Source organism: Streptomyces sp. NPDC088785, from assembly GCF_044750685.1.
In the GTDB taxonomy this organism is placed as follows: Bacteria; Actinomycetota; Actinomycetes; order Streptomycetales; family Streptomycetaceae; genus Streptomyces.
Map to the genome: position 1 here is coordinate 714,285 of NZ_JBIVKH010000003.1, position 20,689 is coordinate 734,973.

The window sequence follows — 20,689 nt, forward strand, 5'->3', positions numbered from 1 at the left end:
GGGGGCATGGAATACGTTTCCGCGCTCGTGCCCCCGGTCGTGATGGCCGCGTTCTTCATCGGCCTGATCGTGACGATCGTGAAGTCGCAGGGTGGCGACAAGAAGGCCAAGGAGGACGCGGCCGTCGACGCCGCCCTCGCGCGCGCCGAGGCCGCCCGGCAGCCCGAAGCCGGCTGACGGCGGGCCCCGGCCCCGGACAGGGGCGCCCCGGTGGGCGCCCCTTTTGGCATTGATTGACGCCGTTCGAGATCTCTCGCCACGTCCGGCACCGAATTGCCGACTTCTCCCACTATCGTGCTCTTCGTGCCGCGCCCCCTGGGAGAACTCGAAGACACCGTCATGACGCGGGTGTGGAACTGGAACCGCCCGGTGACGGTGAGAGAAGTGCTGGAGGACCTCCAGCAGGAACGGTCCATCGCCTACACGACGGTCATGACCGTATTGGACAATCTCCATCAGAAGGGCTGGGTCCGCCGGGAAGCGGAGGGCCGGGCTTATCGATATGAGGCGGTCTCCACCCGCGCCGCCTACTCGGCCGCGCTCATGAACGACGCGTGGGCGCAGAGCGACAACCCCGCCGCCGCCCTCGTCGCCTTCTTCGGCATGATGTCGCCGCGCCAGCGCGAAGCCCTCCGGGACGCCATGCGCATCGTGCTGCCCGAAGTCCCTTCCGAAGACGCTTCCCGGGCCGCGCCCCGAGAGGTGCCGGAAGCCGCGCCGCAAGACGTGCCCGAAGCCGGACCCGAAGCCATGGCCGAAGTGACGCCACCCGGAGAAGCGGCCCGGGAGCACGGGCGATAGCGTCCGGACATGCCAGCAGAGCGCCCCGAAGTCGTCCCGGTCCCCGAATCCCCCACCCCAAAAGCCGTCACCGTACGCCGGGCCCGCACCGCCGATGTGCCGGAGGTCCGCCGCCTCCTCGACGCCTACAGCCGCCAGGGGATCCTGCTCGACAAAGCCACCGTGACGCTTTACGAGGACATCCAGGAGTTCTGGGTCGCCGAACGCGACGACAACGCCGAGGTCGTCGGCTGCGGAGCCCTGCACATCATGTGGGAAGACCTCGCCGAAGTGCGCACTCTCGCGGTGAACCCCCTGGTCAAGGGCTCGGGCGTCGGCCATCAGGTCCTGGAGAAGCTGCTCCAGACCGCGCGCTGGATCGGTGTTCGCCGGGTTTTCTGCCTGACCTTCGAAGTAGAGTTCTTCGCCCGGCACGGCTTCGTGGAGATCGGAGAGACGCCCGTCGATACGGTCGACACCGATGTCTACAGCGAGCTGCTGCGTTCCTATGACGAGGGCGTCGCGGAGTTCCTCGGTCTCGAACGAGTGAAACCGAACACCTTGGGTAACAGCCGGATGCTTCTGCATCTGTGAGCGCCCCGCGGACCGATATTTAGGCAAGCGGCAACAGCCCGCGCCCTATGTCCGAAACGCGCATGTTTTCGGTCGCGCTGGGCAGCTTCAACTCCCGGATCTCTTCCGGATCTCAGCCAGGGGTTTGTGTTTTCCCCGCAAAAGCGGTTTGCTTTCCGACGTAGTGCAGTACTGCATATAACAAGGGGACGGCGAATCGGCGGCCACGGTCGCGGGTGCCGGACCTTCAGATATCGATGAAAGGAAATCCGGTGGCACAGAAGGTTCAGGTCCTTCTTGTCGATGACCTCGACGGCGGCGAGGCGGACGAGACCGTGACGTTCGCGCTCGACGGCAAGACGTACGAGATCGACCTCACCACCGCGAACGCGGACAAGCTCCGCGGTCTCCTCGACGCCTACGTCAAGGGTGGCCGTCGCACCGGTGGCCGTGCCGCCGGTGGCCGGGGCAAGACGCGCGCCGCGTCCGGTGGCAACCAGGACACCGCGCAGATCCGCGCGTGGGCGAAGGACAACGGCTACGAGGTCAACGACCGCGGCCGCGTCCCCGCCTCGATCCGCGAGGCCTACGAGAAGGCCAACGGCTGACGCCTCGGCACGTCCAGTGCGCGGCGCAGCCGGGCCCGCTGACAGTGGGTCGCCGCTGTGTCCACGAGGCGTACGAGATCGGGGGCGCCCCCACCGCCCCCCGCGGCCGACCAGGTCGAGACGGCCGACAGGCTCGTCAGGGCCGGCAGTACCCGCTCCACCTCGCGTCCGGGCTCCGGGGGCCGCACCCACACCGCGGCCTCCTGCGAGCCGGCCCGGCCCGGGGGCGTCGGCGCGTCGATGAAGGCACCCGTCCCGAGGGCGACGAGGTCCAGCGGCAGGTCCCCCCACTCCAGCCAGTCCAGCAGCCCCGGCACCTCGTCCGCGCTGCCGGCGGCCACCAGGAGCTGCATCGTCTCCCCGTTCAACGCCACCGGTGAGCGGGGATCGCACCTGCGCAGCATCCGGAACCCGGCGTCGGCCGGAATCTCCAGGACGTCGAAGCGCAGCCCCGTGCGCAGCCGCACCCCGGCGGGGCCGGACGTCGTGGCCCAGCCCAGCTCGTCCTCGTACCACTGCCGGACCGAGAGGTCGGCGTCGAGCGGCCGGCGCGGGGCGGGAAAGGGGGCGACCATGCCAGGAGCAACCGCCGGAAGCACCCGCGAGTTACGCAGTGTCGCCCTCTGATTGCGCTCCGTGTCCGAAATGGGGGCGTAAAGGGGTGTTCGGCGGGGCAAGGATGTTCGCCCGTAGCGGAGGGAACCGGTGTGCGCCGCATGGAGTGTCAGTCCCTGCGGGTAAGACATCCCTAGTGGGAGGGTCGACACGCTCGGCCACGGCGGCCCGCGTTCGCCATCGGCGTAGTGATGGTGTGGGGATCCGCTTGGCCTGCGGGAACATCGTCTCGCACCATCGGGTTGGAGAGGATGTCGGCGTTCGGGGCAGGAGATCCCCCGGGAAGAAGGCCGGGTGTCGGCAGTTGGAATGAGCGGTCCCCGCTTGCGGGACTAAGCTGCGGAAGGACAGGGAGGGGACCGACCCCTTACTGCCTGACCGCTCTGAGGAGCGATTAACGATGTTCGAGAGGTTCACCGACCGCGCGCGGCGGGTTGTCGTCCTGGCTCAGGAAGAAGCCCGGATGCTCAACCACAACTACATCGGCACCGAGCACATCCTCCTGGGCTTGATCCACGAGGGCGAGGGTGTCGCCGCTAAGGCCCTGGAGAGCCTCGGGATTTCGCTCGAGGCGGTCCGCCAGCAGGTGGAGGAGATCATCGGTCAGGGCCAGCAGGCCCCGTCCGGGCACATCCCCTTCACCCCCCGTGCCAAGAAGGTCCTGGAGCTGTCGCTCCGCGAGGCCCTTCAGCTGGGCCACAACTACATCGGCACGGAGCACATCCTGCTCGGCCTGATCCGTGAGGGCGAGGGCGTCGCCGCCCAGGTCCTGGTCAAGCTGGGCGCAGACCTCAACCGGGTGCGGCAGCAGGTCATCCAGCTGCTCTCCGGCTACCAGGGCAAGGAGACCGCCACCGCCGGCGGGCCTGCCGAGGGCACGCCCTCGACGTCCCTGGTCCTCGACCAGTTCGGCCGCAACCTGACGCAGGCCGCTCGTGAGTCCAAGCTCGACCCGGTCATCGGGCGCGAGAAGGAGATCGAGCGCGTGATGCAGGTCCTGTCGCGCCGCACCAAGAACAACCCGGTCCTGATCGGTGAGCCCGGCGTCGGCAAGACCGCCGTCGTCGAGGGCCTCGCCCAGGCCATCGTCAAGGGCGAGGTGCCCGAGACGCTCAAGGACAAGCACCTCTACACGCTCGACCTCGGCGCGCTGGTCGCCGGCTCGCGCTACCGCGGTGACTTCGAGGAGCGCCTGAAGAAGGTCCTCAAGGAGATCCGCACCCGCGGCGACATCATCCTGTTCATCGACGAGCTGCACACGCTCGTGGGTGCGGGTGCCGCCGAGGGCGCCATCGACGCGGCGTCGATCCTGAAGCCGATGCTGGCCCGCGGTGAGCTCCAGACCATCGGTGCGACCACGCTCGACGAGTACCGCAAGCACCTGGAGAAGGACGCGGCCCTCGAGCGCCGCTTCCAGCCGATCCAGGTCGCGGAGCCGTCGCTGCCGCACACGATCGAGATCCTCAAGGGTCTGCGCGACCGCTACGAGGCCCACCACCGCGTCTCGATCACGGACGAGGCCCTCGTCCAGGCCGCGACGCTGGCCGACCGGTACATCTCGGACCGCTTCCTGCCGGACAAGGCGATCGACCTGATCGACGAGGCCGGTTCCCGGATGCGCATCCGCCGGATGACCGCGCCGCCGGACCTCCGCGAGTTCGACGAGAAGATCGCGGGCGTGCGCCGCGACAAGGAGTCGGCCATCGACTCCCAGGACTTCGAGAAGGCAGCGTCCCTCCGCGACAAGGAGAAGCAGCTGCTGGCGGCGAAGGCCAAGCGCGAGAAGGAGTGGAAGGCCGGCGACATGGACGTCGTCGCCGAGGTCGACGGCGAGCTGATCGCCGAGGTCCTCGCGACCGCGACCGGCATTCCCGTCTTCAAGCTCACCGAGGAGGAGTCCTCGCGTCTGCTGCGCATGGAGGACGAGCTCCACAAGCGGGTCATCGGCCAGAAGGACGCCGTCAAGGCGCTCTCGAAGGCGATCCGGCGTACGCGTGCGGGTCTGAAGGACCCGAAGCGTCCGGGTGGTTCGTTCATCTTCGCCGGCCCGTCCGGTGTCGGTAAGACGGAGCTGTCCAAGGCGCTCGCCGAGTTCCTGTTCGGTGACGAGGACGCGCTGATCTCCCTCGACATGTCGGAGTTCTCCGAGAAGCACACGGTCTCGCGTCTCTTCGGTTCGCCCCCCGGTTACGTGGGCTACGAAGAGGGCGGCCAGCTGACCGAGAAGGTGCGCCGCAAGCCGTTCTCCGTCGTCCTCTTCGACGAGGTGGAGAAGGCCCACCCGGACATCTTCAACTCGCTGCTCCAGATCCTGGAGGACGGTCGCCTGACCGACTCCCAGGGCCGCGTCGTCGACTTCAAGAACACGGTCATCATCATGACGACCAACCTCGGCACGCGGGACATCTCGAAGGGCTTCAACCTGGGCTTCGCGGCCACGGGTGACACGAAGACCAACTACGAGCGCATGAAGAACAAGGTGTCGGACGAGCTCAAGCAGCACTTCCGTCCCGAGTTCCTCAACCGTGTGGACGACGTCGTCGTCTTCCCGCAGCTGACGCAGGACGACATCCTCCAGATCGTCGACCTGATGGTCGGCAAGGTGGACGAGCGCCTGAAGGACCGGGACATGGGCATCGAGCTCTCCCAGTCCGCCAAGGAGCTGCTGTCGAAGAAGGGCTACGACCCGGTTCTCGGCGCGCGGCCGCTGCGGCGCACGATCCAGCGCGAGGTCGAGGACACGCTCTCGGAGAAGATCCTCTTCGGCGAGCTGCGTCCGGGCCACATCGTGGTCGTCGACACGGAGGGCGAGGGCGAGGCCAAGACCTTCACCTTCCGGGGTGAGGAGAAGTCGGCCCTGCCCGACGTCCCGCCGATCGAGGACGCCGCCGCGGGTGGCGGTCCGAACCTGAGCAAGGACGCGTAACCCCTCCGGGGTGAGCCAGTGAGAGGGGCCGGTGCTGTTCAGCACCGGCCCCTTTCGCGTGCGCCCGGGCGCGGGTCAGTGCGGGTCGACGGTGACGGTGACGGTGACGTCGGCGCCGGGGAAGCAGGCCGCGTAGTCGTCCGCGGAGACGGTGGCCGCGAAGGCGGTCTGGAGGACCACGCGGCGCAGCGCCGGGAACGCGCCGGCCAGCCCGCCGAGGTCCTCGGCGGTCCTCAGGGCGGTGAGGCGCAGCGTCTCGACGCGGGGGAAGAGCGGCAGCCGCGGCCGGTCGTCCGCAGCCGTGCGGAAGAAGTCCACGTGCAGGGCCAGTTCCCGCAGTCCTGGCAGGCTGGCGGCCCGCTCCCAGTCCTCGGCGCGGAGCCCGACGGAGCCGGGCTCCAGGCTCAGCGTGCTCAGCGTCGGCCAGTTCTCCAGCCCCCGCAGCCCGCAGCCGTCGGTGAGGTCACCGCCCAGGTACAGGGACCGCAGCGGGGCGCCGAGGGGCAGCGTGTCCGCCAGGCTCGTCCCCGCGGTCCGGGCGTGCTCCAGCGAGAGGTGGCGCAGGGTGTCCAGCTCTTCCAGGCCGGACAGGTCCCCCACGCCCGAGCAGACGAGTTCGGTGAGGCCGAGAGGTGCCAGTCGCCCGAAGTCCCGGGCGCGGGGGCACGCCGCCAGCAGCAGGTCCGTCAGCGCGGGCAGCGCGGCCAGGGCTCCCAGATCGCCGAGGAACGCGTTGGCCGTCAGGTAGAGGCTCGTCACGGCCCCGGGCCACGGGACGGCGGCGACGAGGTCCTCGGCCGTCAGCGAGCCGCCCAGGGACAGCAGGGGCCAGGGGCGCATCTGCGCGAGCGCTGCCCGCTGCTCCGCGGTGACGCAGCTCAGAAGCAGGTCGTTCCGGTCCACGAGGTTCAGCACCTGGGCGGCGTACTCCTCGGCGTCGAACCGCGCCCACGTGCCGACGAGCTGTCGTCGTACGTCGAGCGACGGATGGTCCCGGAAGCGCCGCAGCACCCCCAGCGCCCCGGCCGGTTCCCGGGTGCCGAGGACCGAGGCGGCGACGGTCACGCCGTGCGCCTCCTCGTCGGTCAGGCCCGCCGGGCCCGGCAGCAGCTCCAGGACCAGCGGGCCCGCCTCGGCCAGCTGCCTCGCGGCGGCGGAGGAGCGCGGCGGGATCAGGGCGGCCGCCGCCGCCTCCACCTCGGCGCGGACGTCGGGGGCCAGCGTCGTCGCGTGCTCCAGGCAGGCCAGGGCCAGCAGGGTCAGGCGCGGGGCGCCGCAGGAGAGCAGCTCGCGCAGGAGCGCCGGGCGTTCGCCGGGGCGGGCGTGGGCCACCGCCATGCGGATCGCGTCCTCGCCCTGCGGGTCGTCGGCGAGGCGCTGGACGAACGGCAGCGCGTGGCCCTCCTCGACGGCGTGCCGGGCGCCCAGGTAGTCCTGGAACGTGCGGTGCACGAAGTCGACGACACCCTCGGCGGGCTGCCGCAGCAGTCCGCTGCGCAGCAGCAGCGCGGAGAGGACCGCGGGCGCGTCGCCGAGGGGGGTGGCCGAGGTGACGGACGGCAGCCGCCGCTCCAGGGCCGCCTCGGCGGCGGCCCGGGTCATCTCCGTACGGCCGCCGAGGATCAGTGCGTAGGCGAGGTGCTGGAGGAGGTCGAGCTGGGCCTCCTCGCCCAGCTCGACGCCGGTCATGCCGCGTTCCCGGTCGCGCCGGGTGAGCAGCATCGACAGGGCCGCGTCGTACAGCTCCTTGCGGCCGGTGGGCAGGTAGCCGCGCCGCTCGCGGTGCAGCGCGCAGATCAGGCCGCACAGGAGGGGGTTGGTGGCGAGCCGGGCCAGGTCGCGCTTGGTGCGCAGCGCGTCCAGGAGCGCGGTCTCGAACGCGCCCGCCCCGGCGGCCGCGTGCCAGCGCCGTACGAAGGTGGTGACGTCGGGCCCGCGCATCGGCGGCAGCAGCACCTCGCGGAAGCCGGTGTCGGCGAGCCAGTCGGCGCGGACGGCGGTGGGGCGGGAGGTGAGCAGCCAGCGGTTGCCGCCGTATGCGCCGATCAGCCCGGTCAGCCAGGAGCGGACCCGGTGCCGGTCGGCGGCCGGGATCTCGTCGAGCCCGTCGACCAGGACCAGGGCCCGCCCGGCGCCCAGGACCCGCTCCGCCCAGCCGTCGGGGGCGGCCAGCGGGCAGTCGACCGAGGCCAGGAATCCGGCCGGGGCGGGCAGCGCCGCGGAGCGGACGAGGGTGCGCAGCGGCAGGACGAACGGGACGCGGTCGCTCGCGGTGACGGCGAGCCACTGGATCAGCGTCGTCTTGCCGGAGCCCGCCTCGCCGCGCAGCAGCACCCGGTCGTGGCCGTCGGCGAAGGCGTCCTCGGCGCGGATCCGGGTCGAGGACTCCTCGGGGCGGCCGATGAACGGAGCCTCCCGGAAGGCGGGCGCGGTGGTGGTCGCCTCCAGGCTCAGGTACGCCACCTCCAGCGGCCAGCGCTCGGGGGCGTCCCGCAGATCGATGCCGTAGATCGTCAGATGCCGGTGGCGCTCGGCCACGTAGGAGAGGTAGCGCCGCTCGAACGCGGTGTCGGGGGCGTCGGCGGGTGGGGTGCGGCGGATCAGCTCGTCCGTCCGGGCGAGCAGTTCGCGCTGGCCGCGGCTCTGTTCGACGAGGGTGCGGGCGACGAAGGTCGAGCGCTGGGTGAAGAACTGGAGGATGTGCTCGCAGGCCCACCGGGTGAGCGAGTCGAGGAAGTGGTCCGCGTCGGTGGACAGGCCGGGGTCGGGGGCGGCGCGGCGCAGCGCGCGGGCCAGCTCGGTGTGTCCCAGGCGCACGGCCTGTACGTCGTCCATGGCCAGGTCGCCGAGGGCGTGCAGGGTGTCGGCGAGCGCGTGCACGACGGCTTCCGTCTCGGCGCCGGGGAACGGCTGTTCGCCCGGTCCGTCGAGCGCGGCCGTCACCAGTCGGCGGGCGAGGCGGAGCAGGTCGCCGTCGGTGAGGGAGCGCTTCTCGCCGCGGAAGGTGACGAGTCCCGCCAGGCGGACGGGCCGGTCGGTGAGGCCGGCTCCCGGCCCCTCCTGGACGATCAGTCTGCGGAGGGCGGGGACGAGCGCGCCCGATGCCAGCCGGGTGCCGAACACAGCGGGATCCATGGCTCGGGAGCGTAGCCCCGATCACATTCGCCGGGGGTTGGATCTTGCCGCCCGGTGACATGACGCACAGGGCCACCCGCGCGTACTAGGGGCGGTAGGAGGTCGGCGGGGTCGTGGGGTGGTTGTTACCTGGTCGATGGGTTCGGGCCTTTTGTCCGTTGTAAAGAACGGGCGGGCCGGAGGGGGTCGTGCGGCTTGGGGGTGCGCCCGTGAAGAGGTCTTAAACATCAGATCGGGGGATAAGTCGGACGAATTCCGGGCGATCTTCGACGCCTGTCAAGCACTCCACGTTTTGCGACAGGTGTACGAGACGCGGTAGTAGAAGGGCCTTTTGGGCGGGGCCGGGGGAGCGGGTTACCAAGGGATGGCCGACCCGGTGGCACCAAGCGGTGCGCCGGGTCCCCCCGTCCCCGAAGCAAGGTCTCACTCCATGTCGAAGCGCACCCTGTCCCTCCGTTCCGGTACGTCGAAGCTCCGCAGCCGTGCCGCCGTCGTGGCCGCCGGCCTCGGAATGACGGCGGCGCTGGGCGCCGGGGCCGCGTTCGCCGCCGACGGGCAGGCCGCCGCCCTGCCGAGCGGATCCGCCGCCTCCGTCAAGGCCCAGGCCGCCGCTCAGGCCAAGGCCGCCACCTCCGCCCAGCAGGCCGCCGCCAAGAAGGCCGCCTCCTGGGTCGACCCGGTCGCCCACTACACGCTCTCCGCGGGCTACGCCCAGGGCGGCAGCATGTGGTCCAGCGGCCACCACTCCGGCCAGGACTTCGCCGTGCCGACCGGCACCGAGGTCGTCGCCGCGCACGGCGGCACCGTCGTCAAGACCGGCGGCAACGGCGCCGGTGACGGTCCCGCGTACGGCAACGCCATCGTGATCAAGCACGGCAACGGCACGTACTCGCAGTACGCGCACCTGTCCCGGGTCGACGTCCGCGTCGGCCAGACGGTCGCGACGGGCCAGCACATCGCGCTGTCCGGCAGCACCGGCAACTCCAGCGGCCCGCACCTGCACTTCGAGATCCGTACGACGCCGAACTACGGCTCCGCGGTCAACCCCGTCGCCTTCCTCAAGGCGCAGGGCGTGACCGTCTGACGCGACGGGCTCTCAGCTCCTGTGGGCCTGGGTGACCAGGTCCGTGGCGACCTCGAGGATGGCGAGACGCTTCTCCTCGGGGTCGCCTTCGACGTCCCGCAGGACGAACATCCCGGCGTGCATGGAGAACAGCGCGCTGAAGCAGCGCACCCGGTCGGTCAGCGTGACGTCCTCGGGCAGCAGCTCGGCGAGCAGGTCGTGCATCCGGTCCTTGAAGTTCGCGCCGATGCTCAGCTCGCGCATCTGCGCCTGGTTCTCCTGCATGAAGCGGAAGAGCGGCGCCGCCTGGTGCAGCTCCGTGCCGTAGCGGGTGAGGATCTCCCGCTTGGTCTCCAGCGGGACGGGGTGCGGCTGCTCCTTGGCCCAGGCGATCAGCTCGTCGATCGGCGTCATCAGGTCGCTGAAGAGGCTGACGACGATGTCTTCCTTGGTCTTGAAGTGGTAGTACAGCGCCGCCTTGGTGACGCCGAGCCGCTCGGCGATCTCCCGCAGCGACGTCTTCTCGTACCCCTGCTCGGCGATCAGTTCGAGGGCCACGTCCTGAATGCGCTGCCGGGTGTCCCCGCGGCGCTGCCGCGGCTTGCTGCTGCCCGTGACCATCTGTGCCCCTTGCTCGCCCGCTCTTGGGAGAAAACTTACTTGACGCCCGGCTAGTTGGCGCCCTACCTTCCCATTGTAGGGAACTAGCCGGTCGGCAAGTAAGTGGGAGTGTGGGGGACATGGCGCAGACAGAGAAGACGGCGGGCGGCGGGAAGCAGGTGCGAGAGCCGCAGCCACGCAGTGTGCGGGTCGTACTGATGGCGCTGATGATCGCCATGCTGCTCGCCATGCTCGACAACATGATCGTGGGCACCGCGATGCCGACGATCGTCGGCGACCTCGGCGGCGTCGAGCACCTGTCGTGGGTCGTCACGGCGTACACGCTGGCCACCGCCGCCTCCACGCCCATCTGGGGCAAGATCGGTGACATGTACGGCAGGAAGGGCGCCTTCCTGACCTCCATCGTCATCTTCCTGGTCGGCTCCGCGCTCAGCGGCATGGCCCAGGGCATGACCGAACTGATCGCCTTCCGGGCCGTCCAGGGGCTCGGCGCCGGTGGTCTGATGGTCGGCGTCATGGCCATCATCGGCGACCTCATACCGCCCCGCGAGCGCGGCAAGTACCAGGGCATGATCGCCGGTGTCATGGCGCTCGCCATGATCGGCGGCCCGCTCGTCGGCGGCACCATCACCGACCACCTCGGCTGGCGCTGGACCTTCTACATCAACCTGCCGATCGGCGCCGTCGCGCTCGTCATGATCACCGCCGTGCTGCATCTGCCGAAGAAGCGCTCGGGCGGCTCGATCGACTACCTCGGCGCCGCGCTGCTGACCGTCGGCATCACCTCGATCGTGCTGGTCACGACCTGGGGCGGCAGCGAGTACGCGTGGGGCTCCGCCGTGATCATGGAGCTGATCGGGCTCGGGGTCGCCGCGCTCGTCGGGTTCGTCTTCTCGCAGACCAGGGCCGCCGAGCCGATCCTGCCGCTGCACATCTTCCGCAGCCGCAACTTCACCCTGATGTCCGTGATCGGCTTCATCACCGGCTTCGTGATGTTCGGCGCCGTGCTCTTCCTGCCGCTGTACCAGCAGGCCGTGCAGGGCGCGTCCGCCACCAACTCCGGGCTGCTGCTCCTGCCGATGCTGCTGTCCATGATGATCGTCTCGCTCGTCGCGGGCCGGGTCACCACCAGCACCGGCAAGTACAAGGTGTTCCCGATCGTCGGCACCGTACTGATGATCACCGGACTGTTCCTGCTCGCGCAGATGGACACCGGGACCTCCCGGTTCACCTCCGGTGTCTACATGGCCGTGCTCGGTGCCGGCATGGGCTGCCTCATGCAGATCACCATGCTCGTCGCGCAGAACAGCGTCGAGATGAAGGACATGGGCGTCGCGTCCTCCTCCGCGACCCTGTTCCGGACGCTCGGGTCGTCGTTCGGTGTCGCCATCATGGGCGCGCTGTTCAACAACAAGGTGCAGGACGTCATGGCCGCGCGGGCCGGTTCGCTCGGCGGCCGGATGACCGAGCGGTCGGCGCAGCTGGACGCCGCCAGCATGGCCAAGCTGCCGGCGCCGGTGCGCGAGGCCTACGAGTTCGCGGTGTCGTCCGGTACGCACGTGGCGTTCCTGCTCGGCTCCGTGGTGGCCGTCGTGGCGCTGATCGCGGCCGTGTTCGTCAAGGAGGTCGCCCTGCGAGGAGCGGGCCCGGCCGCCAAGGACCCGGACACCCCCGCACCGACGACGGACGCCATCCCCGAATCCGTCTGACTCCCCCCGAAGGCCCCTGGAACCACACCGGTTCCGGGGGCCGTCGCATTTCTGTGTGTGGGGGGGGTGGGTTCGAGATGGGGCCTACGCCGATGGGGGGCGCGGGGAGCGACAAGGGGCCCGAGCGGCCCGTCCGCCCCTGGGGGCGCGGGGAACTGCGCGAGAAGCGACCACCGGCGCGCGCGGGATGTACGACCTCAGGGTCGCGGGGAGCGGCCGGGGGCCCGAGCGGCCCGTCCGCCCCTGGGGGCGCGGGGAACGGCGCGAGAAGCGGCCACCGGCGCGCGCACGACGTACGACCGCGGGTTCGCGGGGAGCGGCCGGGGGCCCGAGCGGGCCATCCGCCTCAGGGGCGCGGGGAACTGCGCGAGAAGCGACCACCGGCCCGCGCGGGATGTACGACCTGGGAGTCGCGGGGAGCGGCCGGGGGCCCGAGCGGGCCATCCGCCTCAGGGGCGCGGGGAACTGCGCGACCAGCCCCCACCGGCCCGCGCGAGAAGAACGACCCGGCAAGGAGCCCGTGCCGCGCCCGAAGCCGGGGCCGGCGAGCAAGCCCCCCGCACGCTCACACGGTGCGCGGCAACCGCACCATCGGAAAGCTGCCGGTACTGGTCGGAGCGTGTTCGGGCAGCCACAGGACAGCCACGGCACCCTCGGCAGGAGTCCCCCGCTCCGCCCCGGGCGGACGCACGTTACGGAACGTGAGCCGCGCCCCCAACACCTGCGCCTGCCCCGCGGCGATCGTGAGCCCCAGCCCGTGCCCGTGCCCCGCCCGGTCGGCGGCCCCGGTCCTGAACCGGCTCGGCCCCTCCTCCAGCAGATCCTCCGGGAACCCGGGCCCGTGATCGCGGACCCGGATGACCCGCCCCTCCACACTGACCTCTATCGGCGGCCGCGCATGCTTGGCGGCGTTCGCCAGGAGGTTGTACAGAATGCGCTCCAGACGGCGCGGATCCGTCGTCACCTCGGACTCGTGGATCACGCTGACCGTGATCCCGTCGAAGGCCCGCGCCGCGACCCGCCGGCTCACGAACTCGCCGAGCAGGATGTCCTGGAGCTCGGCCCGCTCCGCCGAACTGTCCAGCCGGGCCACCTCCAGCACGTCCTCCACGAGCGTCCGCATCGCCTGCGCCCGGTCCCTGACCAGCTCACTGGGCCGCCCCGGCGGCAGCAGCTCGGCGGCGGTGAGCAGCCCGGTGACCGGCGTACGCAACTCGTGCGCGATGTCCGCGGTGACCCGGCGCTCGGCCTCCAGCCGCTGCTTGAGCGCGTCGGCCATGGCGTCCACGGCCTGCGCGAGATCGTCGGTCTCGTCCCGCACGACCCCGCCGATCGCGTCCCGCACCCGGACGTGCGTCTGCCCCTGGGCGACCTGCCGGGCCGCGACGGCGGCCTTGCGCAGCCGCCGCGACAACTGCCCGCCGATGAGGACCCCGAGCGCGCTGCCGCCGAACACGACGACGATGGAACCGATGATCAGCGCCTGGTCGAGGTCCTTCATCACGGTCGCGCTGCGATCGGTGAACCGCGTGTGCACCGACAGCACGCCCCCGTCGGCCAGCGGCACCGCGGCCCAGATGTCCGGCACCCCGTCCGACGGCTCGGACACATAGGTGGCGCGGCGCCCGTCGAGCACCTTGGCGCGCAGCTCGGCGGGGAGCGCCGGATCGTCGACCCGGAAGCCGACCGGCAGATTGCCGCCGCCGCGCGCCTCGTACTGGCGCTGCACGAACTGGATCCGCTCGTCCTGCACGTCCCGGGCGTTGTCCAGCATCGACACCCGCGCCGCGTTGTGCACGACCAGACTCAGCGCGACCGCCACCAGCGCGCCGACCAGCGCGATCGCCACACTGATCTTCCAGCGTACGCCGCTGCGCAGACCGCGCCGCAGCCGCCGCGGCAGCAGCCGCCCCAGCCGCGCCGCCCCGGACCGGTCCGCGAGCCCCCTCATATCCGTCGTCCCTGTCGTCCCTGTGGTCCCTGTGGTCCCTGACGTCCTCGTTGTGCCTGCCGTCCCCGTGGTCCCTGGCGTCCCCGTCGTCCCCGTGGTCCCCGTGGTCCCATTTCCGTCCACCCCGTCGTGCCCGGACCGCGCCGTCGGGCCGCTCACGCCTTCAGTTTGTAGCCGAAACCGCGGACCGTCTCGATCCGGTCCTGGCCGATCTTGGTGCGCAGCCGCTGCACATGGACGTCGACGACGCGGGTGTCCCCGCCCCAGCCGTAGTCCCACACCCGCTCCAGCAGCTTGTCGCGGGACAGGACCGTGCCGGGCGCCGACGAGAACTCCAGGAGCAGCCGCATCTCGGTCGGCGTCAGCGCCACCTGCGTACCACCCCTGGTCACTTCCATGCCCTCCGTGTCGATCTCCAGATCGCCGAAGTGCAGCACGGCACCGGAACCGGCGTCCGCCGCCTCCGCGCCGCCGGAACCGCCCGCCGCCGGGCCGCCCGCGTGCCCGAAGCGGCGCAGCACCGCCCGGATCCGCGCGACGAGCACCGCCCCGTCGAACGGCTTGGTCACGTAGTCGTCGGCCCCGGCCTCCAGGCCGAGCACGACGTCGATGGAGTCGGCGCGCGCGGAGAGCATGATCACCGGGACGGTCGACTCGTCCCGGATCCGGCGGCACAGCGACACCCCGTCGAGCCCCGGCACCATGACGTCGAGCAGCGCGATGTCGGGCCGGTCCGCGCGGAACGCCTCCAGGCCCCTGAGCCCGTCCGGCATCGCGGTGACCGCGAAACCGTCCCGCTCCAGGGCGAGCTGGGTGGCCTCGCGGATGACGTCGTCGTCCTCGACGAACAGGACGTGGGTCTGCTCGCCCCTGCGCTCAGCCATGTGGTGCTGTCCCTTTCCGTTCCCGTACCGATCAGCGGCCGCCCGCCGGCCGCGTCAGCCGTCCTCCGGGGCCGGCGACGCCCCGTCCACCGCGTGGCTGTAGTCGTTGTGCGTGCGCTCCACCTCGGTGAAGCGGCCGCCGCTCCAGCGATACGTGAGGATCTCCTCGCCCGACGGGGAGGCGACGGAGTCGCCCTTCTCGTACACCTGCTTGGTGACCACGAGATCACCCCGGTCGATCTCCGCATACACCGGGGGTTCCTCGGCCTGGAAGACATTCTTGTACGCGCCGTCGTCGTCGCGATACACATACGTGCCGATGCCGACGGCGTCTCCGCAGGTCATCACGTTGACCACGATGTCGTTCGCCGATCCGCCGGTCAGGTTCCCGTAGCTCACGTCGACCGGGTACTCCTTGGCGACGCACGGCTTGAGATCGCGCTTGATGTCGGCGCTGACCTTCGGGTCGCCCTTCACCAGCCGCACCGCGTCCACCGACGCGGGGGACGGGACGGCCGAGGCGCTCGGCGCCGGTGAGGCGGCGGCGCTGTCCGGCTCCGGGCTGACGGTGGCGGCCGGCGCCGTCGAGCCGACCGGGTCGGTGCGCGCGGGCCCCTCGTCGCGGGCGCCGGTGCCCCCGGTCGAGCAGGCCGCGAGCGCACCGGCGAAAAGGCCGAGGGCGGCGAGCCCGGCCAGTACCGGACTCCCCGCCCTGCCCGCCCGGAAGGTCCCTCGAAGGGCTCGGTGCAGGATCCTGCTCAGGGCTCCGCGGAACCGGATCCCGGAGGCACGTGGGCCTAGGCCGCGCAACGCTCCCGCTCCTCACGACGGTCGAGCGCGCCCGCCACCAGTTCCTCCCGGTCCCGGCTCTCCAGCTCTTCGCGGAGCCGGGCCAGGGCCCGGTGCAGCGTGCTCTTCACGGTTCCGGCCGACATGCCGAGGGCGGCGGCCGTCTCCTCTGTGGACATCTGCTCCCAGTGTCGCAGCACCACGACACTGCGCTGCTTCGGCGCCAGCACCTTCATGACGTCCATCAGAAGGGCCCGGTCCGCGTGCTGTTCGGTGGAGTCGTCGACCGTCGACTCCGGAAGCTGCTCGGTCGGGACCTCCTCCAGCTTCCGGGCCCGCCACCACTCGGTCCGCGTATTGATCATGACCCGGCGCAGATAGGCGTCGGCCAGGCGCTTGTCCGCTATCCCGTCCCACCGCCCGTACGTACGCACGAGCGCCGTCTGCAACAGGTCCTGGGCGTCCACGGGGTCCGGCACCAGGCGCCGGGCGCTGCGCAGCAGGGCGTCCTGCCGCGTCCGGACGTACTCCTCGAACTCGAGCACCTCACCGCCGTGCGCCATGATGAACCGCCTCCCGTTTCCCGCTTGCTCCCCGTGGACCGCACTGGTCGCGTGCGGCATGAGGAAAAAGCTACGGAGGCGTTGTCACGGCACTGTCCGTTCCAGCCTTCGACGAACGCACGGCTGTCCGTCGGTTCTGTAACGGAGCTGAGAATCCCCTGAGAAGATCAGCCCGCCGGAAGCCGGTACAGACCGTCCGCGAGCGGCTCCACCAGACCGTCGCCGACCAGCCCGTCCAGCGCCCTGGCCCGCTGCACCGGCTCGTCCCAGACCCGGTCGAGCGTCGCCTGCGGAACGGGGGCGACCGCGTCCCGCAGCACGGCGAGCAGCTTGCCCCGCACCTGACGGTCCGTGCCGGCGTACGTCTGTCCGCGCCGCGGCGGACCGTCGTGCGCGGGCTTCCCGGCGAGCCGCCACGCGCACAGCGCGGCGATCGGGCAGCGCGGGCACTGCTCGTTCTTCGCGGTGCACACCAGCGCACCCAGCTCCATCGAGGCGGCGGCCCACCGGGCGGCGGTCTCCTCCCGCTCCGGCAGCAGCGCGCGGGCCAGCTTCCGCTCGGCGGCGGTCGTCGCGTTCGGCGGGAACTGCACGCCCGCCACGGCGCGGGCGAACACCCGGCGCACGTTCGTGTCGAGCACCGCGTGCCGCTGCCCGTACGCGAACGAGGCGACCGCGGCGGCCGTGTACTCCCCGATGCCCGGCAGGGCGAGCAGCTGGGAGTGCGCGGTCGGTACGTCGCCGCCGTGCCGTTCCGTTATGGCGACGGCCGCGCCGTGCAGCCGCAGGGCGCGGCGCGGATAGCCGAGCCTGCCCCAGGCGCGGACGGCCTCGCCGGGCGCCTCCTCGGCCAGGTCGGCGGGGCGCGGCCAGCGCGCGAGCCACTGCTCGTAGACCGGCAGGACCCGGCTCACGGGGGTCTGTTGCAGCATGAACTCGCTGACCATCACGCCCCACGGGCCGGCCTCCGGGCGACGCCAGGGCAGGTCGCGGGCGTGCTCGGAGAACCAGTCGATGACGGGTTCGTGAAGATCGGTCCGCTCGGCGGGTGCGTTCTCGGGAGTCTTCGTGGGCGCAGTCATGGCACTGCCGATCCTGCCACGGGTGGGGACCGGTCCGGGGCGGGCGGCGCCGCGGCCGTCACCCGCGGCCGTGCTTTGTCACCCGCTGGCGGCACCCGGGTCATCCGGTGGCGGCACCCGGGTCACCCGCTGGCGGCACCCGGGTCACCCCGTGGCGGCACCCGGAGACCCGGCCCCGGCCCTCGCCGGACCCGGGCCGGGCCCCGGCCCCGCGCGCGTCCGCACCACGCCGAGCGGGCCTGCTCACGTGAGGTGACATCACGTCAGCAGGCCCGCCCGTACGCCGGTGTGCGCCGGGGTCAGCGCCGGTGCGCGCCGCGCCGGGGCGCCCCGGTGGCCCTCCCGGCGCCGGTCGCGGGACCCGGTCCCGCGAACCACTGCGCCAGGCCGTTGCGCGATCCCCGCATCGTCCCGACGAGCCGCGCGCCCGGCCCCGCGCACAGTCGGGAGACGAGGACGGCGACGAGCGTGCCGAGCAGCAGGCCCACCGCCACGTCGTGCGGGTAGTGCACGCCGACGAACACCCGGGAGAACGCCATCATGATCGCCATCGGCACCGTCAGCCAGCCGATCTTCGGCCAGGCCAGCGCCAGCCCCACGGCCGCCGCCGCGGCGATGGTGGAGTGGTTGGAGGGGAACGACCAGTCCCCGTAGGCGGGGCAGTCGATCAGCGGGGCCAGCGCCCCGCTCACCGCGCGGCACGGCCGGTCCTCGTCGATCCCCGACTTCACGACCTCACTGATCACGTACGCCACCGCGGTGCCCAGCGGCGCCAGCACCGCGACGGCCAGCGCCCGCGGATCACCGCGCCGCGCCCGCCACCAGGCGACGACGAAGAGCACGGCGAACAGCAGCAGCCCGAGTTCGGTCCACACCTCCATCAGGTGCTGGAACCACGACGGAGTGTCGTGGCCGAACTGGAGGATGTCGCGATAGAGATCGGAGTCAATGGTTCCCATGGTGCCGGACAGTATGCAATACGGGGTGAGAGCCCCGTCCGGCGCCGGTCGCGGACGCCGTCCGGCGAATGTCGGGGGCCGCCGTGTGTGCGCGCCGGGGCGGGGCATGATGATGATCCTGAAAACTTGCCGCCCGGTGCGGCGGGTGGACACCGGACAACCGCCCGATCTCTCGTAAGGTTTGAGCCGTGGGATCTCTGCGCAATCCGATCGGGCCGCTTCCCTCCTCCATCTACTGGCGCCGGAGGGTCGTTCTGGCGTCCGCTGTCGCGCTGCTCGCGCTGCTGATCGTCTGGATCGTCACCTTGGGCGGCGGGGACGGGAACAACGGCGCCGGGGGTGCGAACGGCAAGCACCCGACGCAGTCCATCACGCCCGGACCCTCCGGTTCGGGCCCCGCGATCAGCCAACACCCGGGCGGACGCGATGCGTCGGGCGGCTCGGGGGCGGGCGACGGCTCGGGCGGCGGCTCCGGCGACGGCTCGGGGAACGGTTCGGGCGACGGCGCGGACGGGGGTTCCGCGGGCGCCGGCGGCTCGGACGACTCCGCGGGCGGCGACGGCGCGGGCAGCGGCGGCGGCACGACGTCCGGCGACCAGGTCCCGGCCGGGTCCAAGCTCCCCGACTGCACGGTGGGCGGGGTGACCCTGACGGTGCGCAGCCTCCACAACTCGTACGCGCCCGGGGACGAGCCGCGCATCGAACTCGCCGCGAAGAACACCACGGACACGTCCTGCAAGGTCGACCTCGGTCCGCGCACGGCGGTCGTGACGATCACGAAGGCGGACGGCGACAAGCAATTCTGGTCGTCCGAGGACTGCCCGTCCGGCAACGCGACGGGGCTGCTGCTCCGCGTCCCCGCGGGCGGCAAGGTCACCCACACCCTCACCTGGGACCGCCGCCCGAGCGCCCCCCGGTGCGCGACCCCGGCAGCGGGCACCGCGTCGCCGGGCACCTACCTCGTAGAGGTGAAGGCCCCTCAACTGTCGAGCACCCAGACCTCATTCGTCCTCAAACAGGACTGACGAGCCCCCACAGAAGCCCCGCCAGGGGCGCGAGAAACTGCGCGAGCACCCCCCACGGCCCGAGCCCGACGACAACGACCAAGCCTCGCCAGGGGCGCGAGGAACTGCGCGAGCACCCCCCACGGCCCGAGCTCGACGACAACGATCAAGCCCCCCCAGGGGCGCGAGGAACTGCGCGAGCAACCCCCCACGGCCGGAAAGCCCGCGACGCACAGCAAGCACCCCCCGAACCGCCAGAAGAAGCACCCCGCACCACGAAACCGGCCCCCCGCGGAGCTACACGTACCGCTCCAAGATCGACGACTCCGCAAGCCGCGACAGCCCCTCCCGCACGCTGCGGGCCCGCGCCTCGCCGACCCCGTCCACCGCCTGGAGGTCGTCGACGCTGGCGGCGAGCAGCTTCTGGAGCCCGCCGAAGTGCTCCACGAGCCGGTCGATGATCGCCCCGGGCAGCCGCGGCACCTTGGCCAGGAGCCGGAAACCGCGCGGCGAGACCGCCGAGTCCAGCGCCTCCGGCGACCCCGTGTACCCCAGCGCCCGCGCCACGATGGGCAGTTCGAGCAGCTCGCCGTGGTGCAGCGAGTCCAGCTCCGAGAGCGCCTCGTCGACCGTACGGGAACGCTTCGCCGTCGGCTCGGGCACATAGTCCCGCACGACCAGCTCCCGCTCGGGCTCCACGCCCGCGATCAACTCGTCCAGCTGGAGCGCCAGGAGGCGGCCGTCGGTGCCCAGCTCCACCACGTATTCGGCGATCTCCGTGGCGATCCGGCGCACCATCTCCAGGCGCTGCGCGACCGCCGTGACGTCGCGGACGGTGACCAGGTCCTCGATCTCCAGCGCGGAGAGCGTGCCCGCCACCTCGTCGAGCCGCAGTTTGTACCGCTCCAGCGTCGCCAGTGCCTGGTTCGCCCGGGACAGGATCGCCGCCGAGTCCTCCAGCACGCGGCGCTGCCCGTCCACGTACAGGGCGATGAGCCGCATCGACTGGGACACGGACACCACCGGGAAGCCGACCTGCTTGCTGACGCGGTCGGCGGTGCGGTGCCGGGTGCCGGTCTCCTCGGTGGGGATCGTCGGGTCCGGCACCAGCTGGACCCCGGCGCGCAGGATCTTGCTGAGGTCGGAGGAGACCACGATGCCGCCGTCGAGCTTGCACAGCTCGCGCAGACGCGTCGCCGTGAACTCCACGTCCAGAACGAAACCGCCGGTGCACATCGACTCGACCGTCCGGTCGGAGCCGAGGACGATGAGACCGCCGGTGTTGCCGCGGAGGATGCGCTCCAGACCGTCGCGCAGGGCCGTGCCGGGCGCCACCGCGCTCAGCGAGGCGCGCATCAGACCGTCCGCACCGGAACTCCCGCCGGACTTGCCGGGAGCTGTCGCCCGGTCGTTGGCTGCCACTGCAC

General features: G+C 71.6%; 18 protein-coding genes. 8 read left to right on the top strand and 10 right to left on the bottom strand.

The window, feature by feature from the left end; all coding sequences use genetic code 11:
* Positions 1 to 6: 6 nt before the first annotated feature.
* The 4 genes from ACIP5K_RS13885 to ACIP5K_RS13900 all read left to right on the top strand — a co-directional run bounded on the left by ACIP5K_RS13885 (position 7) and on the right by ACIP5K_RS13900 (position 1,961).
* Entirely contained in the window at positions 7 to 177 is a 171-nt protein-coding gene (locus tag ACIP5K_RS13885; RefSeq protein ID WP_181512516.1) for a hypothetical protein, read from the top strand.
* A gap of 126 nt (positions 178 to 303) precedes the next feature.
* A complete protein-coding gene (locus tag ACIP5K_RS13890) occupies positions 304 to 801 on the top strand; it encodes a BlaI/MecI/CopY family transcriptional regulator (protein ID WP_401408900.1) in 498 nt (165 codons plus the stop codon).
* A 9-nt stretch (positions 802 to 810) separates the two neighbouring features.
* Positions 811 to 1,374, top strand: a complete 564-nt coding sequence (locus ACIP5K_RS13895; RefSeq protein WP_401408902.1) for an amino-acid N-acetyltransferase — start codon at positions 811 to 813, stop codon at positions 1,372 to 1,374.
* 251 nt (positions 1,375 to 1,625) lie between these two features.
* On the top strand, positions 1,626 to 1,961 hold the full coding sequence (locus ACIP5K_RS13900; protein ID WP_401408905.1) for an Lsr2 family protein: 336 nt from the start codon (positions 1,626 to 1,628) through the stop codon (positions 1,959 to 1,961).
* Here ACIP5K_RS13900 and ACIP5K_RS13905 read toward each other — a convergent pair.
* A complete protein-coding gene (locus tag ACIP5K_RS13905; protein ID WP_401408907.1) occupies positions 1,940 to 2,536 on the bottom strand; it encodes an SCO3374 family protein in 597 nt (198 codons plus the stop codon). The two genes, ACIP5K_RS13900 and ACIP5K_RS13905, sit on opposite strands and share 22 nt — an antisense overlap.
* 440 nt (positions 2,537 to 2,976) lie before the next feature.
* Between ACIP5K_RS13905 and ACIP5K_RS13910 the strand changes: the two genes are divergently transcribed.
* Positions 2,977 to 5,502: an ATP-dependent Clp protease ATP-binding subunit gene (locus ACIP5K_RS13910; protein ID WP_401408909.1), complete on the top strand. Its 2,526-nt coding sequence runs from the start codon at positions 2,977 to 2,979 to the stop codon at positions 5,500 to 5,502.
* Between the two features lie 75 nt (positions 5,503 to 5,577).
* Here ACIP5K_RS13910 and ACIP5K_RS13915 read toward each other — a convergent pair whose 3' ends face one another.
* A complete protein-coding gene (locus tag ACIP5K_RS13915; RefSeq protein WP_401408911.1) occupies positions 5,578 to 8,637 on the bottom strand; it encodes an NACHT domain-containing protein in 3,060 nt (1,019 codons plus the stop codon).
* A gap of 430 nt (positions 8,638 to 9,067) precedes the next feature.
* On the opposite strand from ACIP5K_RS13915, the gene ACIP5K_RS13920 reads away from it, so the two are divergent.
* Positions 9,068 to 9,721: a M23 family metallopeptidase gene (locus ACIP5K_RS13920; RefSeq protein ID WP_401408913.1), complete on the top strand. Its 654-nt coding sequence runs from the start codon at positions 9,068 to 9,070 to the stop codon at positions 9,719 to 9,721.
* 12 nt (positions 9,722 to 9,733) lie between these two features.
* Here the strand turns inward: ACIP5K_RS13920 and ACIP5K_RS13925 are convergent, their stop codons facing one another.
* Positions 9,734 to 10,321, bottom strand: a complete 588-nt coding sequence (locus ACIP5K_RS13925; RefSeq protein WP_401408917.1) for a TetR/AcrR family transcriptional regulator — start codon at positions 10,319 to 10,321, stop codon at positions 9,734 to 9,736.
* 119 nt (positions 10,322 to 10,440) lie between these two features.
* On the opposite strand from ACIP5K_RS13925, the gene ACIP5K_RS13930 reads away from it, so the two are divergent.
* Positions 10,441 to 12,030, top strand: a complete 1,590-nt coding sequence (locus tag ACIP5K_RS13930) for an MDR family MFS transporter (RefSeq protein WP_401408920.1) — start codon at positions 10,441 to 10,443, stop codon at positions 12,028 to 12,030.
* A gap of 565 nt (positions 12,031 to 12,595) precedes the next feature.
* Here the strand turns inward: ACIP5K_RS13930 and cseC are convergent.
* The 6 genes from cseC to ACIP5K_RS13960 form a co-directional block, all read right to left on the bottom strand.
* Positions 12,596 to 13,981, bottom strand: a complete 1,386-nt coding sequence (cseC, locus tag ACIP5K_RS13935; protein ID WP_401408922.1) for a two-component system sensor histidine kinase CseC — start codon at positions 13,979 to 13,981, stop codon at positions 12,596 to 12,598.
* Between the two features lie 155 nt (positions 13,982 to 14,136).
* Positions 14,137 to 14,865, bottom strand: coding sequence for a two-component system response regulator CseB (gene cseB, locus ACIP5K_RS13940; protein ID WP_401408924.1), 729 nt, complete (start codon positions 14,863 to 14,865; stop codon positions 14,137 to 14,139).
* A 54-nt stretch (positions 14,866 to 14,919) separates the two neighbouring features.
* On the bottom strand, positions 14,920 to 15,561 hold the full coding sequence (locus tag ACIP5K_RS13945; protein ID WP_401409015.1) for a hypothetical protein: 642 nt from the start codon (positions 15,559 to 15,561) through the stop codon (positions 14,920 to 14,922).
* A 101-nt stretch (positions 15,562 to 15,662) separates the two neighbouring features.
* Entirely contained in the window at positions 15,663 to 16,217 is a 555-nt protein-coding gene (locus ACIP5K_RS13950; RefSeq protein ID WP_401408926.1) for a SigE family RNA polymerase sigma factor, read from the bottom strand.
* A 167-nt stretch (positions 16,218 to 16,384) separates the two neighbouring features.
* Positions 16,385 to 17,299, bottom strand: a complete 915-nt coding sequence (locus ACIP5K_RS13955; protein WP_401408928.1) for an A/G-specific adenine glycosylase — start codon at positions 17,297 to 17,299, stop codon at positions 16,385 to 16,387.
* Between the two features lie 299 nt (positions 17,300 to 17,598).
* Positions 17,599 to 18,258 (bottom strand): phosphatase PAP2 family protein, encoded by a 660-nt coding sequence (locus tag ACIP5K_RS13960; RefSeq protein ID WP_401408931.1) that lies wholly within the window; start codon positions 18,256 to 18,258, stop codon positions 17,599 to 17,601.
* 188 nt (positions 18,259 to 18,446) lie between these two features.
* Between ACIP5K_RS13960 and ACIP5K_RS13965 the strand changes: the two genes are divergently transcribed.
* Positions 18,447 to 19,283 (top strand): hypothetical protein, encoded by an 837-nt coding sequence (locus ACIP5K_RS13965; RefSeq protein ID WP_401408933.1) that lies wholly within the window; start codon positions 18,447 to 18,449, stop codon positions 19,281 to 19,283.
* A 276-nt stretch (positions 19,284 to 19,559) separates the two neighbouring features.
* Here the strand turns inward: ACIP5K_RS13965 and disA are convergent, their stop codons facing one another.
* Positions 19,560 to 20,684 (bottom strand): DNA integrity scanning diadenylate cyclase DisA, encoded by a 1,125-nt coding sequence (gene disA / locus ACIP5K_RS13970; RefSeq protein WP_401408935.1) that lies wholly within the window; start codon positions 20,682 to 20,684, stop codon positions 19,560 to 19,562.
* Positions 20,685 to 20,689: the final 5 nt, after the last annotated feature.